General features: G+C 47.9%; 11 protein-coding genes. 7 read left to right on the top strand and 4 right to left on the bottom strand.

Translation table 11 applies throughout. The features are described 5' to 3' along the window. The 3 genes from BZG77_RS04940 to adhE all read right to left on the bottom strand — a co-directional run. A partial coding sequence (locus tag BZG77_RS04940) for a transposase (protein ID WP_131826134.1) occupies positions 1-257 on the bottom strand: 257 nt, incomplete at its 3' end. 589 nt (positions 258-846) lie between these two features. Next, positions 847-3141 carry a LysM peptidoglycan-binding domain-containing protein gene (locus BZG77_RS04930; protein WP_131826133.1) on the bottom strand — a complete coding sequence of 765 codons (2295 nt, stop codon included), beginning with the start codon at positions 3139-3141 and terminating at the stop codon, positions 847-849. 804 nt (positions 3142-3945) lie between these two features. Further along, entirely contained in the window at positions 3946-6669 is a 2724-nt protein-coding gene (gene adhE, locus BZG77_RS04920) for a bifunctional acetaldehyde-CoA/alcohol dehydrogenase (protein WP_274532596.1), read from the bottom strand. A gap of 642 nt (positions 6670-7311) precedes the next feature. Between adhE and BZG77_RS04915 the strand changes: the two genes are divergently transcribed. Continuing rightward, positions 7312-7950: a YchE family NAAT transporter gene (locus tag BZG77_RS04915; protein WP_077460415.1), complete on the top strand. Its 639-nt coding sequence runs from the start codon at positions 7312-7314 to the stop codon at positions 7948-7950. Positions 7951-8085: 135 nt separating this feature from the next. Next, the gene (locus BZG77_RS04910; protein WP_077460414.1) at positions 8086-8934 is read left to right on the top strand and encodes an ion transporter; all 849 of its coding nucleotides are present in this window, start codon (positions 8086-8088) and stop codon (positions 8932-8934) included. A gap of 133 nt (positions 8935-9067) precedes the next feature. On the opposite strand, the gene cysS is transcribed toward BZG77_RS04910, so the two are convergent. Next, complete coding sequence (gene cysS, locus BZG77_RS04905; protein ID WP_108743948.1) at positions 9068-10462, bottom strand: cysteine--tRNA ligase; 1395 nt, start codon at positions 10460-10462, stop codon at positions 9068-9070. A 240-nt stretch (positions 10463-10702) separates the two neighbouring features. Here cysS and BZG77_RS04900 point away from each other — a divergent pair, with 240 nt between their 5' ends. The 5 genes from BZG77_RS04900 (at position 10703) to BZG77_RS04880 (ending at position 13601) form a co-directional block, all read left to right on the top strand. Beyond that, positions 10703-11281, top strand: coding sequence for a MarR family winged helix-turn-helix transcriptional regulator (locus BZG77_RS04900; RefSeq protein ID WP_077646428.1), 579 nt, complete (start codon positions 10703-10705; stop codon positions 11279-11281). 197 nt (positions 11282-11478) lie between these two features. After that, positions 11479-11976, top strand: coding sequence for a peptidylprolyl isomerase (locus BZG77_RS04895; protein ID WP_077646415.1), 498 nt, complete (start codon positions 11479-11481; stop codon positions 11974-11976). A gap of 81 nt (positions 11977-12057) precedes the next feature. After that, positions 12058-12792: a UDP-2,3-diacylglucosamine diphosphatase gene (lpxH, locus tag BZG77_RS04890; RefSeq protein WP_077646414.1), complete on the top strand. Its 735-nt coding sequence runs from the start codon at positions 12058-12060 to the stop codon at positions 12790-12792. Positions 12793-12821: 29 nt separating this feature from the next. Continuing rightward, positions 12822-13298 carry a YchJ family metal-binding protein gene (locus BZG77_RS04885; RefSeq protein ID WP_077646413.1) on the top strand — a complete coding sequence of 159 codons (477 nt, stop codon included), beginning with the start codon at positions 12822-12824 and terminating at the stop codon, positions 13296-13298. 99 nt (positions 13299-13397) lie between these two features. Beyond that, a complete protein-coding gene (locus BZG77_RS04880; protein ID WP_077646412.1) occupies positions 13398-13601 on the top strand; it encodes a hypothetical protein in 204 nt (67 codons plus the stop codon). The last annotated feature ends 232 nt before the right edge of the window (positions 13602-13833 follow it).

Here is a 13833-nt window from a genome sequence, read left to right as displayed (position 1 = left end):
ATGTCATTATGCTCCTCAAGGCGCGCCAGCTTTTTCTTTAGCTCCCGAATTTCAATTTGCTCTTGTGTGATGGGGGAAGCATGAGGCGTAACGCCTTGTTGCTCTTGTCTCAGTTGTCTTACCCACTTGTCCATGGTGGATTTGCCCACGCCCATGGCAGTAGCTGCTTCGATAATCGTGTAGTTTTGTTCGAGAACAAGCTCAGCGGCTTCACGTTTAAATTCAGCGCTGAAAGTACGTCTTGTGCGTTTGGTCATGGTTTCACCTGTCRTGCTATGAGGCGTATCTTAACACCTCTAATCAGGTGGCCAAATTCACTATGCCACTACAATCATAGTGCCGGGGCTTGTGTACCTATCTCCCTACTCAGACTCACAGGTGCTAAAGCTAAACCATAGTCAATAGCGCATCTCACAGCATCAGGAGCCCTTGCAAGTCCTATTGCATTATTTTTAGCGAAACAACATGCTTATCAATACTATTAATAGGCTTGCCAGGCAGATATCCATTAAGCGTGTCTTGATAAAATAAAGAGGGAAATTCTTTCCCAATATAGACTGAATACTTTTTCTCCAAAGATATATATCTGACTGAGAAATTCTCCAAGCATACCTGAGCATCACATACCCAAAGATCTCAAACGCAAAGCAACTCGCAGCAAGCCAAGATAAATTACTTTCCATCATCATTTTTGAACGTTCACGGAATCGAGATGGAGCACTGTCTGAAATACTGTGTATCAATGCATGTTTGTTCTTTCTAAGCTTAATGGACAAGTATATTAATAGCGTTATCCATGGAAAAAAAGTAAGTAAAAAAATATATAAGCTTACTTCAGGTATTTTATCAATCAAAAATCACTTCCTCTGCGAACTTACCCACTTTATTAGATATGTCACCGCCATATGATCCCCAAAAGAAGGTTCCTCCTGTAACTAAAGCTATCGATAAGCCTCCTGTTACATGAATGGCAGCTAAAGCTATACCTATCCGAATACCAGCACCAACATTTACAGCACCGGAAACAACGTTATTCACCAAGTTACGATTACAGGTTTCCTCAAACCAGCCACTACTATTACATGTAGTTACCACATCAGTAGCGTTTCCATATAACCCGGCTCCAATTACGAGACCGTTAGCGATACCTAATGAGCGGCTAAATGACATCGCCTGTTTATACAATGCGGTCATTTCAATACCAGAAATTGCTTTAGAAAAGTCTCTTGCTCGGTAAAGTTGACGTTTACCGACATTTAGGTAATTATTGATACGCTTTGTCTGTATGTTTCTAATATATCCTGGCTTTCCAATCTCCGTCAGTATTAACTTCATCTCTTGCTGAAATGTGCGGGCTTCTTTTCTCCATGCTTTGTAGTCAGGGTGAGAGTATAGCTTTGGTCCTGACAGCCCCTCCGTTCGAGAAGCTACGTGACGAGAGTAGTCAGCAAAGGACTTCATTTTTTTGCTTATTTTGTCACCTTGGACCTGAGCGCCGGCAATCACAGCGCCAGAGCCAGCCAAAAGGTGGTTAAGATCTAGCTCGGCCAGCATAGATGTGTTTGCGTCCTGCTGGTGAATATCTAGGCCAGATGTTGCACTCAAAAGTAGCGCATTCGTTGTTGTTTCGTGATGCTCTGCGAACCACTTTTTCTGTTCACTTGAAAGGGTGAGGAACTCAGTCATTAAGTCGTTAGCCTGTTTGATGGCAAACTCTTCATCCGGATGGACTTCAGACCAAGGCGACACGACAAGGGGCATTCCTTCAATAATCTGGCTAAAACTACGTCTCAAATGAGGATTTGAATTAAGAACATGCTCGATTATATGTTCTTGATTTGATAAATATGTTTCAAGTGCAAAACCCTCCATGCTCATTCGTTTGTCAGCAAAAACAAGATACACATCATCAACGTCTTGAGGGGATAGCTGAGTTAAATTGACAACTGAAATTTCAGCGCTCAGCATTTTGTCATGATTTATTGGTTTGACCGACGTCCCCTGCAAAATGCCATCAAATGTGTAGTGGGTATTAGCAGCAAGGTTATATTTCTGTGGTTTTTCTGGTGGTAAATTACGCGTTATTGATTGCTTTTCTTTTTTCGCCGCCGGCTGACTGACCGTTAGGCTATCACCCACGGCTAACGACATTGGATCGGCGTCATACTGCGGGTTCAAATCCAATAGCTGCTTGGCGGATAAGCCATGTTGTTCGGCAATGGCGGGCCATGATTCACGTTGTCGGGTAGCCGGATCGGTTTTGACCGTGTGGGTTGTCGGCTGTTTTGACTCATCACGCTTATCGGTCTCTTTTTCAGATGAAGGTTCATCTCGTTTGGCGATAGCTTGCTTGGGCGCGGCGAGTAATTCATTGATAGACAGTTTAATGCCGTTTTCTTCCAGCCATTCGTCGTCTAGGTTATCAAGCAAGTCACGCGTAATCGGTTCTTTGAGATAGACAAGATGTTGGTCTTCGACTTCTTTCCCGCCAATCTTCCAGTACACCAGAATGGCGCTTTGATAACGATTAAAACCTTGCGCCTGGTTGAGTCTGTCATGTCTAGAGCGCGTGGCTAAAAACTGCCATTTGCCATCACCCAGCAGCTTGTACTCCTGCACCAAGCGATTTTGGTAAAAATGGTAGTAATAACCTTCGGTGGGTAGGCCCAGTCGCTCGCCGAGTTGAACAGAAGGTGTCACAGGAATAAAGGCTTCTTGGATGATACCTGAGCCAATCGACTTTACCTGCACGGGCTCGGGCACGCTGATGCCCATTGAAGCCGATGCAATTTTAGCGATAAGCTTTTTGGGCTCGTTGAATGCGGTATAAGTGGTGTACTTGGTGCCATGCTCAGTGCGCGCGGTTTGCCAATCATCCTTCACGCCTTCTTGCTGTGTTGTGGCTAATTGAAACTTACACCCCACCGTTTTGCTAAATACCTTATCCGAGCTAGCAACCTCAAAACAGTATTCGTATTTAAGGGGTGGCGGCTCATTTGAGCGGTCAGGTTTTACCGGCTCGGGTACATAGGTGTCTTCGATATTGATTGCAGCATGCGCACTGTGACTGCTACCACCAGCGCCGCCGGCCACACTGCCAGATTGATTAGCTCTAGCGGCAAGTGCTGAACGGTTACCCAAACTCATACGCCATAAGTTCAGTTAGTCTAATGAGTTTATATCCCACCGCATTGTCCACCAATCAAGAACCATGGCGATGTATTCTACTGAACAGACCAGATTTTTGGATAGGTTTGTTGTCATCGTTAGGTTAGCACTGGCTGAAGTGTGAAGTGCGTGCAAGAACGGATAACAGGAGGGATCCCTCCGTGGAGGGCGTGGCGCCCGTTGCACGGCGCCATCGGACATTAAGGTCAAAGTTGGCGCCGGTGTTAAATTTGGCGCCAAACGTGACAGGCGCCCGTTGACAATGTGCACTTATCCAACATCTTGCCAGGGCTTGTATCATCGTCGCCAATGGCACCATCGATATATAAACCAGGCGTAGGTCGGTATAAGCGCCAGCACAACGCCAATCATTATCACGATGTTGGCCGCGCGCCATCCGACACCGGGGCCAACGATTAACCTCGATCGTGACAGGCGCCCGTTGACAATGTGCACATACCCATCATCGTGCTGGGGCTTGTGTCATCGTCGCCAATGGCACCATCGATGTATAAATTTTGTCATTGTATGCATTCCCACGCAGGAGCGTGGGAACGAGCAAGAAGCGAAGCGTCTCGTCTTTTTCCGTATTCCGTAAGCGAAGCGCTCTGTATTCAAAAAGCCTGAATATCACGTAGGTCAGCATAAGCGCTGGGACTTGTGTTCAATCGTAAGATTAAGCAATCACGCGGATAAAACGAAAAAGACCCGCCGGTGGCGGGTCTTTTTCGTTAAGCGGTTGCCTAGGTTACATTAGGCGTCTGCTTTTTGGTCCTTTTACTCAGCTTTCGCTTTTGCGTCAGCTTTAGCCGCTTTGGTCGGCGCTGCAGCGGGTTGGTCATCTCTTTTTTTGATAACCGTGGTGCCTTCAAAGGTTTCACCTTCAACGTAAGGCTTGCCATAGTAGGACGCAACCAACACTTCTTTCAGCTCTTTGATGAGTGGGTAGCGTGGGTTTGCACCGGTGCATTGGTCATCAAACGCTTCTTCCGCCAGCTCGTCCAGTTTGGCCATGAAGTCTGCTTCTGGTACACCCGCCGCTTGGATAGAGGTTGGGATGTCTAGTTTCAGCTTCATGTCTTCAAGCCAGGTTAACAAACGCTCAATTTTCTGTGCGGTACGGTCACCGGCTTGGGCCAGACCCAAGTGGTCAGCGATTTCTGCATAGCGACGACGTGCTTGTGGGCGGTCGTACTGCGAGAATGCCGTTTGCTTGGTTGGGTTGTCATTGGCGTTAAAACGTACCACGTTTGAAATCAATAATGCGTTCGCCAGGCCATGCGGCAGGTGGAACTCAGCACCAAGTTTATGCGCCATGGAGTGACACACACCCAAGAAGGCGTTGGCAAACGCGATGCCGGCAATGGTGGCACCATTGTGCACTTTCTCACGTGCGATGGGGTCGTTAGCACCGTGCGTGTAGCTTGCTGGCAGATAGTCTTTCAGCAGTTTCAGCGCTTGCAACGCTTGCCCTTCCGAGTACTCATTTGACAGGATAGACACGTAAGCTTCCATCGCGTGAGTAATCGCATCGTAACCACCAAAGGCTGTCAGCGACTTCGGCATGTTCATCACCAGGTTGGCATCAACAATCGCCATTTGTGGTGTCAGCTCGTAGTCAGCCAGTGGGTATTTCGCACCGGTTTCGTCGTCAGTCACAACCGCAAACGGCGTGACTTCTGAACCAGTACCTGAAGTGGTTGTTACACAAACCAATTCGGCTTTTTTACCCATTTTCGGGAATTTGTAGATACGTTTACGGATATCCATAAAGCGCATTGCGAGTTCTTCGAACGCGGTTTCTGGATGCTCGTACATCACCCACATAATTTTCGCTGCGTCCATCGGTGAACCACCACCAAGAGCGATAATCACGTCAGGCTGGAAGCTTTGCATCGCTTCAGCACCTTTGCGTACCACGCTTAGCGTTGGATCCGCTTCCACTTCGAAGAAAGTGTTTACATCCATGCCTTGCGCTTTAAGCAGTGACTCAATTTGCTCTGAATAACCGTTGTTAAATAGGAAGCGGTCAGTCACGATCATCGCACGTTTCTTGTCTTCCAAATCACCCAGTGCGATTGGCAAGCTGCCGCGACGGAAGTAGATAGATTTTGGTAGTTTGTGCCACAGCATGTTCTCAGCTCGCTTCGCAACAGTTTTCTTGTTCATCAGGTGTTTAGGCCCAACGTTCTCAGAGATTGAGTTCCCCCCCCATGAGCCACAACCCAGAGTGAGTGACGGTGCAACGTTAAAGTTGTACAAATCACCGATACCACCGTGCGTCGTTGGAATGTTCACCAGAATACGTGCTGTTTTCAGGCGGTCACCGAAATATTTAATGCGGTCTTGGTTGACGTCTTGGTTGGTATACAGGCCTGATGTGTGACCGATACCGCCCATTTCTACCATTTTGCAAGCCATGTCGACAGCGTGCTCAAAGCTCTTGGCACGGAACATACCCAAGGTTGGTGAGAGTTTCTCGTGTGCAAATTCTTCTTCAATGCTGATTTCCAGGCCTTCACCAATCAGTATTTTTGTGTCTGATGGGACGCTTACGCCTGCTATATCGGCAATTTTTGTTGCTGATTGACCGACGATATCTGCGTTCAGGTTGCCGTTAATAAGCAACACTTTACGCACTTTGTCGGCGTCGGTTTTACTCAATACATGGCCTTTGTGAGAAGCGAAACGTTCTTTGACTTCGTCATACACTTCGTCCATCACGATAACCGCTTGCTCTGACGCACATACCACGCCGTTATCGAAGGTTTTAGACATGAGTACAGAAGCTACAGCACGCTTAATGTCTGCAGTCTCGTCAATCACGACAGGTACGTTACCCGCACCCACGCCGATAGCTGGTTTACCAGATGAGTAAGCCGCTTTCACCATGCCTGGGCCACCCGTGGCCAGAATCAGGTTGATGTCATCGTGCTTCATCAGTGCGTTAGAAAGCTCAACAGACGGTTGATCAATCCAGCCAATAATATCTTTAGGCGCACCAGCGGCAACCGCGGCGTCGAGAACCAGTTTTGCGGCATCATTGGTGGAGTTTTTCGCACGTGGGTGTGGCGAGAAGATGATGCCGTTACGGGTTTTCAGTGAGATCAGAGATTTGAAGATCGCTGTTGATGTTGGGTTCGTGGTTGGAACGATGCCGCAGATAAGACCCACTGGTTCGGCAATGGTCATGGTGCCGAATTCGTCATTCTCTTCCAAAATGCCGCAGGTTTTATCGTCTTTGTATTTGTTGTAGATGAACTCAGACGCGAAGTGGTTTTTGATAACCTTGTCTTCGAGGATACCCATGCCTGACTCTTCGACGGCTTGTTTAGCCAGCGGGATACGCGCGTTGTTTGCTGCCAGTGATGCAGCTCGGAAGATCTTGTCTACTTGCTCCTGTGAATAGGTAGCAAATTCTTGTTGTGCCTTTTTGACACGCTCAACCATCGCGTTGAGTTCGGCAATATTAGTAACAGGCATAGTTGTCTCCTGGTTCATATTTGAAAATCATTTAGTAACTGCTTGCGACCACCAGACTACCCGCTTGGTTGGGTTTTTGATGGTTGCCTGGCGTTTGACCCCTCTAACCGAGATTTCTTCACCCTAACGGCATCGCATTTAGTAAATAACTTTCAAAACTGAGTATAAATTTTCACAGCGATAGCAACTTGATCTCGATCATTTGTTATCAAATCAATCACGACGAATTTACTGCTTAACCCCCATGAACATTGGGCTTATTCATCATGTAGCACACAGTCCGCGTGTCTAATATTTTCACCAAAGTAACACGAGCTTTACATGCGAGGCCAACAAAAGCGTTGATTTTGTATTATTTTTTCAACAAAAAGTGAGTGTCTACCATAAAGCTGTTTCTTTTATTCTTCTAAGCCCACCAATGTGACTCTTTTTCCTCTAGTAAGTAAAAACCGTTTAGTGGCTCAGTATAGTCTGCGCTAACAATCTTGCTCACTCATTTAGGGACTTTTTTGCTCCCTCCCATGATTTCACTAAAACCGCAATCAAGACTTGCAGAAAATGTAAGGTTAAGCGGTTGGTTTTTAAGCTGAGGTCGCTATACTGGCCCCACCTTTTAACCCGAGAGAAACTGGACTTCCTCACAGCATCACGAGATTCGCCATGGCCGTTTTTGACACCATGATTTTTGTACAGTTTTTTGTCGGGCTTTTTGCCGCCGTGAACCCTATCGGTATCATGCCCGTTTTTGTGACCCTCACCGTGCATCTTGACAAGCAAGAACGAAACCGCACTGCGTATACCGCAGCGATCGCGGTGGCGATTATCTTGATTGTGTCCTTGCTTGCCGGTCAGATGTTGCTCGACTTGTTCAGTATTTCTTTAGACTCTTTCCGTGTCGCCGGCGGTATGCTGCTGCTCAGTATCGCTTTTACGATGATGAACGGTAAGTTAGGAGAAGGTAAACAAAACAAGCAGGAGCAGTCAGAAACCATCAGCCGTGAGCAAGTGGGCGTGGTGCCGCTTGCCATGCCGTTGCTTGCGGGCCCCGGCGCGATCAGTTCGACCATTGTTTACGGTTCCCAATACCCTGATACATGGAGTACGGTCACGCTTATTTCAACCCTGGTGATCTTCGCCGCTGGCATTTGGGGGTTATTTAAAGTGGGACCTGCGGTGGTAAAATTCTTGGGACAAACCGGTATTAACGTGATCACTCGAATCATGGGTCTGATTCTCGGCTCTCTCGGGATCGAGTTTATTGCCTCTGGCATGCGGGCTTTGTTTCCAGGCCTTAACTGATCCTGTCGCAGATTGACCTTAGGCTACACGGCAAACAAATATCAAAAACCGGCACGTTGAGCTTTGTAGCCATGTTATGTGTTGCAGTGTCGGTTTTTCAGCTCAATCATCATGTTTTTCGAGCAAGGAAAGCCCATGAACAAACCACAAAGCCGATTGCAGCATTACTTATATACCACAATTTTTGGTACGGAAACCAAGCACGGTAAGGTGTTTGATCTGGCATTGATCGTCATGATTTTGGCATCAATGGTGGCATTGATGCTGGAGTCGATCGCAAGTGTCCACGCCCGCTGGTCACAATGGCTATATTGGATTGAGTGGGGATTTACTGGCATTTTTACCATTGAGTATTTGCTACGTCTCTATTGCTCCCCACGCCCATCCGCCTATGCACGTAGTTTTTATGGCGTCGTGGACCTGCTTGCCATTCTCCCCACTTACATCGCCGTATTTGTTCCGGGCACGACTTATATGATGGTGGTGCGTCTGCTCCGTGTATTACGTATTTTCCGTATACTGAGACTCATGCGCTTTTTGGAAGACTCCAATATTCTGATGCGTTCGATGATCATGTCATCACGCAAGGTGATGATTTTCTTTTCCACGGTCATGATTCTGGTCACAGTATTCGGCGCTCTAATGTATGTGATAGAAGGACCAGAGAATGGTTTCACCAGTATTCCTTATGCCATTTATTGGGCGATAGTAACGCTTACCACTGTCGGATATGGCGATTTGGTCCCCCAAACGGATATTGGTAAGACGCTAGCCTCTTTCACTATGCTGATGGGCTATTCCATTATCGCTGTCCCCACCGGGATCATTACTGCTGAAATAGGCCAACAAATGACACTGCATCGCCAGTTAGTTAAATGCCCAAACTGTTCAAAAGGGGGGCACGAGTCTGATGCGGACTTTTGTAAACATTGTGGTAGTGAACTGCCTGAGCCCGATAAGCGTGAAGTAAAGCCTGGACGGTAATCCAGGCCGGTGCCTTCACGCATTTGACCTTCTGTGTCACACGGTTATCACACCGACAATAACAAACGGAGCCTTATTTGGCTCCGTTTCCATTAGATTGCTATTATTCTTGGCCGGATGGCGCTTTATCTGCTTACTTACGGCGCCAGGTGGTGCCTTGTGGGCCATCTTCCAACACAATGCCCATCGCGGTCAGTGCATCGCGCGCCGCATCGGCTGCCGCGAAGTCTTTGGCTTTACGAGCATCATTACGTGTTTGAATTAAGGCTTCAATGTCAGCAACTTCATCATCCGCGCCAGCATCACCTTGCAAGAAGTTATCGGCGTCTTGCTCGAGCAAACCAAGAATAGACGCCAATTTGCGCATTTGCGCGCCCAGTGCGGATGCCGCTGCCATATCATCGCCGCGTAAGCGGTTAATCTCACGGGCCATATCAAACAACACTGAATAAGCTTCTGGCGTATTGAAGTCGTCATTCATTGCCGCTTCAAAACGCGCCACGTACTCGTCGCCACCTGCCGGGGTTGCCTGAGTGTCTAAACCACGCAATGCGGTATAAAGGCGCTCTAATGCTGAGCGGGCTTGGTTAAGATTTTCGTCGCTATAATTAAGCTGGCTACGATAATGGCCTGACAGCAAGAAATAACGCACGGTTTCTGCATCGTAGTGCACCAGCACGTCACGGATGGTAAAGAAGTTTCCAAGTGACTTAGACATCTTCTCACGATCGACCATCACCATGCCGCTGTGCATCCACGTATTCACATACGGGGTGTCATGGGCACAGCACGACTGAGCAATTTCGTTTTCATGATGCGGGAACTGTAAGTCTGAGCCGCCGCCATGAATATCAAAGTGCTTACCCAGAAGCGCTGAGTTCATCGCTGAGCATTCAATGTGCCAACCTGGACGGCCCGGGCCCCAAGGGGATTCCCACGTCGGCTCGCCGGGTTTCGACATTTTCCACACCACAAAATCCAGTGGGCTGCGTTTCGCAGTTTCAATATCCACACGGGCACCAGCTTGGAGCTGATCCAAGTCTTGTTTAGACAACTTACCGTATTCATCAAACTTAGCGACTTCAAACATTACATCGCCGTTATCGGCCACATAGGCAAAACCACGCGCAATCAGCGTTTCTACCAAGGTAATGATTTCGTCAATATAATCGGTCGCACGCGGCTCGATATCAGGACGCATCATGTTTAAAGCATCAAAATCTTGATGCATTTCACCAATCAAACGTTCTGTTAACGCATCGCAGGTCTCGCCATTTTCAGCGGCACGCTTGATGATCTTGTCATCAATATCCGTAATGTTGCGCACGAAGGTCAGATCAAAGCCCAGATAACGCAGGTAACGAGAAATCATGTCAAACGAAACGAAGGTGCGCCCATGTCCGATATGACAAAGATCGTAAATCGTCACCCCACACACATACATACCGATTTTTCCTGGCGTGATAGGCTGAAAGACGGCTTTCTCTCGCGTCAGTGAGTTGTAGATCTTTAACGGGGGGGTTTGCATCGACATAATAATTAGATGACTCGTTACAGTAATGACAATGAGTAAAGTGAAGCTGCTATTACACCTTTTCTGCTAGCGTGACGCAAGCATCGACCCGGTGTCTGGCCCGATAAAGCGCGATGACCGAGTTCACAAGTTAAGAGAAAAAGCACGATTTGAACCAAAACCGACCAATCGGTGCTTGAGTTGGGTCGGGGTGATCATTTATTTTTCGATAAAGAATCTTTATCGATAACCATTATGACAAAAAATTCAACGCGCACGCACCCAGTAACCACGGCTGCTTCAAAAAGCCAAGAACAAGGTGTTACTCCATCACAAACTGACAAGGTTGATCTCATTCTGAGCCAGTGGCACCGTGAACGCCCTGATATTGATCCGAGCCCCATGGCGATTACAGGCCGGTTGGCACGTATCAACGGCCACATTAATCCCAAACTGCAGCATGTTTTCGGCCAATACAATCTAAACCCAGGGGAATTCGATGTAATGGCCTCGTTACGGCGTGCGGGCAAACCCTACACGTTAACCCCAAATCAGCTGCTGGATGCTTTGATGCTCACCTCCGGCGCCATGACTAACCGTATTGATCGGTTGGAGCACAAAGGCTTGGTGGCACGCAGCCCCGATCCCAACGATCGCCGTGGGGTCTATGTATCACTCACCGACGCAGGGCTGGATTTGATCGATAAGGCGGTGACCGATCACACCAATAACTTGCATCAGCTCCTGGCTGGACTCACCACTAGTGAGCAAGCCAACTTAGCTGATTTACTCAAAAAGTTGCTCGGGCATGTTGAACCTGTCTCGTCAGAATGATCTCGATGAATAAAAGTGATCTTGAGAAATAAAAGTGATCTCGACGAATTAAAATGACAATGCGCCCCTGCAAATCGGTACTTTGGGGTCACTTAGCGATGATTAATTCCACATCCAGGGCGATCATGCTTGATCACCCGGCTCGTTAGGCTAAAATCTGTGATCCTTTTTAGCCAAGCCAATGACAGGATTACATCATGGTAACTCTTCATACCACGTTCGGTGATATCAAACTCCGCATGTATGCAGACGAAGCACCGGCCACGGTCGAGAACTTTTTACAATATTGCCGTGACGGCTTTTATAACGGAACCCTGTTCCACCGTGTTATCGACGGCTTTATGGTCCAAGGCGGTGGCATGGCCTCTGGCATGGAAGAAAAGTCGACGCGTGCACCGATCAAAAACGAAGCGGATAACGGTTTAAGTAACCTTACCGGTCGTTTATCCATGGCGCGTACCATGGAGCCGCATTCAGCCAGTTCACAATTCTTTATTAACGTGAATGACAACTTATTCCTGGATCACAAAGCCAAGACGCCAGACGGTTGGGGCTACTGTGTGTTTGCCGAAGTCATCGACGGCATGGACGTGGTCAATAAGATCAAAGGCGTTGCGACCGGCAATTGGGGTTATGTCCACCAAGACGTCCCTGTTGAAGAAGTATTAATCAATAGCGTGACTATCGAAGACTAAGCCGCACTCGTCAACAAGGGTAGCTAAAGCTACCCTTTCTTTTTGAGTGAGCCGCTCGTTTTGCCAATAAAAAGCCAATACATGCCACATACCCTCTTTATTGCTGATTTACACCTCAGCCCTACTCGGCAAGATATCACTGATTGCTTTTTGCGATTTATGGCCGAGGAAGCGGTCCACGCTGATGCACTCTATGTGCTGGGAGATTTGTTTGAGGCTTGGATTGGCGATGATGATCACAGCCCCTTTCATCAGCAAATCAAAACCGCCTTTGCGACCCTCACACAGCAAGGTATACCTGTGTACTTTATTCATGGCAATCGTGATTTTTTGATTGGTCAACGCTTTGCTATGGAAACCGGCGTAACCCTGTTAAACGAGCTCGAGTGCATCGATTTATATGGCACCCCTACCCTGATCTTACACGGGGATACCTTGTGTTTAGAGGATGTTGACTATCAAGCGTTTCGCCGCAAAGTCCACCAGCGCTGGCTACAACACGTGTTTTTATGCTTACCCTTAGCGTTGCGACGTCGTATTGCGGCCAAAATGCGCGCGGGCAGTGCCAATGCCAATCAGCAAAAGTCGTCCACCATCATGGATGTGACGCCACAAGAAGTGCAGCGCCAGTTAGATAACGCAGGAGTGGTTAACATGATTCACGGCCATACCCATCGCCCCCATGTCCATCAATGGTGTGATCAAGGCCACGATTACCAGCGCATCGTGTTAGGCGATTGGTACCAACACGGGTCGGTATTAGTGTGTGGCCCGCAAGGCTGTGACTTACAAACTCGCGACTTTACCCATCACTAAGCTGTTCAGCCCATCGTTAAGAGATCTTTATGCAGACTGATTTATGCCCTTGTTGTAGTAACAAACCCTACGCCGAATGCTGCGCGCCCGTTCATCAACATCCGGCCAACGCTGCCCACCCTGAGCAATTGATGCGTGCCCGCTACAGCGCACATCCGAAAGGCTTGGTGGACTTTATTGTCGCGACCTATCACCGCGAATGCGGCGCCGAGGCATTTCGGGATGATATTGCCATGATGACCGATCATCAGTGGCAATCACTTGAGATGCTCGATAGCGAGGTATTAAACCACGGTGAGCTTGGGTTTGTGACCTTCAAAGCCCACTTTATTGCTGACGGTGAGCCTCAGTGTTTGCATGAGCGGTCTCGGTTTGTCCAAGAAACAATCAATGGACAGCCTCAATGGCGATATATCGATGGTGTTTTCCCCGGCCATATCAAAGCCGGCCGTAATGACCCTTGCCCGTGTGGCAGCGGACGTAAGTTTAAAAAGTGTTGCAGCTAGCCCCCTAGCCTCGCCATTCCAAACAACTCTTGGTTAAAAAATCATCAAGTTTGGTGCTTCGTGGTCGATACTAATAGTAAGACCAAAGGAGGACCCATCATGAACTGGCTTGGCAATTTGAGTCCTGTGTATCGCACGCCGCATACACCGCCCACCAAAGTATGGGCGATCCGCAAATCGGAACACATTGATGCGCGTAAAGAGCGGCGGCTAGACGATCTCAATGATCACGCTCAGCAACCGCACCAAGAGCACGAGGAAAAAACACCTAAAAAAGACGGTGAACTCGATATTTATGTCTAGCCTCGGTGTCGACGCTCTCGCTGTTCATGGCGATGGCGATGCTTACTTAGCATGACACTTACTTAGCACGACCTGGCATAAAGACACGTGAAAAAAACGCGCTTTGACTGGTTGCAATCCAAACGGATTTTGATATGGTCATAAATAGTTAAGCTTTTTGGTATGGAGCTTATTTTTATCACAGAGCGCACTTTTGTTAGATAATGGACGACCAACAATGATTTCAGCACTA

It is taken from the genome of Salinivibrio sp. IB643 (assembly GCF_001996105.1).
GTDB lineage: Bacteria > Pseudomonadota > Gammaproteobacteria > Enterobacterales > Vibrionaceae > Salinivibrio > Salinivibrio costicola.
Note: the sequence above shows the minus strand (reverse complement) of the source record. Positions and strands in the feature narration are given on the sequence as shown.

Excerpts from the sequence above, each read along its gene's own strand:
- adhE (WP_274532596.1), bottom strand. The coding sequence starts at position 6,669 with ATGAACCAGGAGACAACTATGCCTGTTACTAATATTGCCGAACTCAAC.
- BZG77_RS04915 (WP_077460415.1), top strand. The coding sequence starts at position 7,312 with ATGGCCGTTTTTGACACCATGATTTTTGTACAGTTTTTTGTCGGGCTT.
- BZG77_RS04910 (WP_077460414.1), top strand. The coding sequence starts at position 8,086 with ATGAACAAACCACAAAGCCGATTGCAGCATTACTTATATACCACAATT.
- cysS (WP_108743948.1), bottom strand. The coding sequence starts at position 10,462 with ATGCAAACCCCCCCGTTAAAGATCTACAACTCACTGACGCGAGAGAAA.
- BZG77_RS04900 (WP_077646428.1), top strand. The coding sequence starts at position 10,703 with ATGACAAAAAATTCAACGCGCACGCACCCAGTAACCACGGCTGCTTCA.
- BZG77_RS04895 (WP_077646415.1), top strand. The coding sequence starts at position 11,479 with ATGGTAACTCTTCATACCACGTTCGGTGATATCAAACTCCGCATGTAT.
- lpxH (WP_077646414.1), top strand. The coding sequence starts at position 12,058 with ATGCCACATACCCTCTTTATTGCTGATTTACACCTCAGCCCTACTCGG.
- BZG77_RS04885 (WP_077646413.1), top strand. The coding sequence starts at position 12,822 with ATGCAGACTGATTTATGCCCTTGTTGTAGTAACAAACCCTACGCCGAA.
- BZG77_RS04880 (WP_077646412.1), top strand. The coding sequence starts at position 13,398 with ATGAACTGGCTTGGCAATTTGAGTCCTGTGTATCGCACGCCGCATACA.